Consider the following 2,427-nt stretch of genomic DNA (forward strand, 5'->3'; position numbering starts at 1 on the left):
GGACTTGTTTGGACCGGCCGGTGATCATGTCCAGCAGGCGTGCGGGGCCGGTGCCGTCCACGACCGGAGTCAGATCGATCAGAACCGTCACCCAACTCGAATCACCCTGTCCACGAACGTGTTTCCAGTAGGGTCGGCCCGGGGCGCGGTGGTGGCATTGCTGCCACTCCGTTTCCCCGAGCCGCCCACCGAACCCGCCGTGCGATTCTCACCGCAACGGGCTCTCCATGGATCGGCTGCTGCCTATCGCGCGGGGACAGTCGATGGTGTCCACGGGGTCGGGATCCGGTAGCCGCGATAGCGGTACCGGGTGACCGTGACGGTGGCTGCGCCACGGAATCGTTCCCCGTCATGGGCCAAACGCCAGGTGCCGGGCAGGCAGAACCTGCGCCGCAACTCTGGCCAACCGATCCGGTGCTTCTTCCGCAGCCAGTTCGCGATCCGCTCCCACGCGTAGGAGTCGACCGCGTTGAACACCGCCTTGGAGACACCGTGTCGGAAATAGTTCGCCCAGCCGCGCAACACACGCCCGAGATAACCCATAAGGTATCCCGGGTCGTGGTGCAGAGTTGCTCTGTAGGTCGCGGTCCGCACCCGGTCCTTGATCGAAGCGACCGCTTTCGCTGAGGGTCGGGTGTAGACGAATCGTTTCCGGCTCCCTCGCTTGACCATCCGGCGGATGGTGAATCCGAGGAAGTCGAATCCTTCGTCGATATGGACCACGCTGGTCTTCTCCGGCGACAGCCGCAGCCCCATGGGGACCAAGACGGTTGCCACGTGCGCGCGCAACTGCTCGGCGTGTTCGCGCCGCCCCGTTACCAGGACGACGAAATCGTCGGCATATCGGACCAGGCGAAAGTTCGCCTGGCCGAGTCGCTTGCGCCGCTGCCGCTGGCCCTCGGTCGCCATCTGCTGATCCCACGCGGTGATGAAGTCATCATCGAGCGTGGACAGGGCGATGTTGGCCAGCAGTGGCGAGAGAATCCCACCCTGCGGGGTGCCGGTGATCGTCCCCTCCACGCTGCCGACGGTGGTCAACACCCCGGCCTTGAGGAAGGACTTGACCAACGTCAGGACGTGCTTGTCCCCGATCCTGCGCCGGAGCCGGTCCATCAAGGCAGTGTGATCGATGTTGTCGAAACACGCCTCGATGTCAGCTTCGAGCACCCACTCGTACGACTTGCTCGTGAAATGGTGGATCTCGGCAATCGCGTCCTGAGCACGCCGGTTCGGGCGGAACCCGTACGAGCACGACTGGAAGTCGGCCTCGAAGACGGGCTCTAAAACCAGCTTCAGCGCTGCTTGCACCACCCGGTCGGTGACCGTCGGGATGCCCAAGGACCGCAGTTTCCCGCTGGCCTTGGGAATCATCACCTGCCGCACCGGCACCGGTGTGAAAGTCCGCGCCTTCAATGTGGCGCGCACCTGGTGCAAGAACTCCTGCACCCCGTGCTGGGATGCGATCGCGGACACGGTGGCCCGGTCGATCCCAGCCGTGCGCGACCCCTTGTTACCGGCCACGCGCTTCCACGCAATGGTCAGCACCGACGGATCGTGCACCCAGTTATACAGGTCATCGAAACAACGGTCCGGATTCTCGACCGCCCAGCAGTGCAGCTTGTCCTGAATCTTCCGTACTGCCCCGTACGCCAGCTCTTCGCTTGGCCACACGGCAGCGCTGGTATTCACCGGCGCGACTTCGGATGTGACAGTCACGTACTGCTCCTTTCCACTGCCGCCCTTCCCCATGTGGCCGGCTTTCCCGGCCTCGGAGTACTACGACGGCTCCGCCCCACCGGCACCCTTCGGCCGGCAACGCGCCTATCCCCGCTCTGCGGGGAGCGGCGTGCCGGTGGTTCCCACGTTCACTGCCTTCCGGTTGATGGGCGAGGTGTCCGGCTTTGCCCCTGCGGCCTCGTCGTGGCTACGCCGTAGACCTTCACCACGACCTGCCGGACCCGGCACAATAACCGTCCCGACAGTTCCCCGGGCAGCTATGCCGCCTGGACAGCGGCCGCCACCCGGAAACGCACCGCACTCCCGCCCGTATCCACCGGGTTTGAGCGGGTCGACGATTAAGAGGCGTTACGACACCGGTTCCTTGCGTACACCGTCCCATCTCGCTCACCAGGCACGACCCATCCAGCAGTACCGGGCCGCCCTGACTTCATCGCGGCTGCTCCCACCCTCCCCAGCGTTCCCTGGATCAGGCTGCCGCCAGCTTCACCCAGCCACTACGACGACCGGGCGATCAAGGTCTTTCACCTCCATCCGGAAAAAAGCAGCGCCTCGTGGCGCACCTTGTGCTCATCGACCCCGAGGTGCCGTACGCCGTCGAGATGGCCGCCGTCGTAGACCATGTTCCGGGCGGCGCCGACCGCGATCTGGTTGACGGTCTTCCAGGCGATGCCCAGGTTGGCGGCGACC

Annotated in this window: 1 protein-coding gene and 1 pseudogene; both read right to left on the reverse strand. The window is 65.1% G+C overall.

The features are described from left to right. Positions 1-243: 243 nt before the first annotated feature. The gene (gene ltrA, locus JJ683_RS18650; protein WP_307811060.1) at positions 244-1,716 is read right to left on the reverse strand and encodes a group II intron reverse transcriptase/maturase; all 1,473 of its coding nucleotides are present in this window, start codon (positions 1,714-1,716) and stop codon (positions 244-246) included. A 575-nt stretch (positions 1,717-2,291) separates the two neighbouring features. Continuing rightward, a pseudogene (locus JJ683_RS19840) lies at positions 2,292-2,427 on the reverse strand (ISL3 family transposase); the annotation flags it as partial.

The organism is Tomitella cavernea (genome assembly GCF_016599145.1).
GTDB lineage: Bacteria > Actinomycetota > Actinomycetes > Mycobacteriales > Mycobacteriaceae > Tomitella > Tomitella cavernae.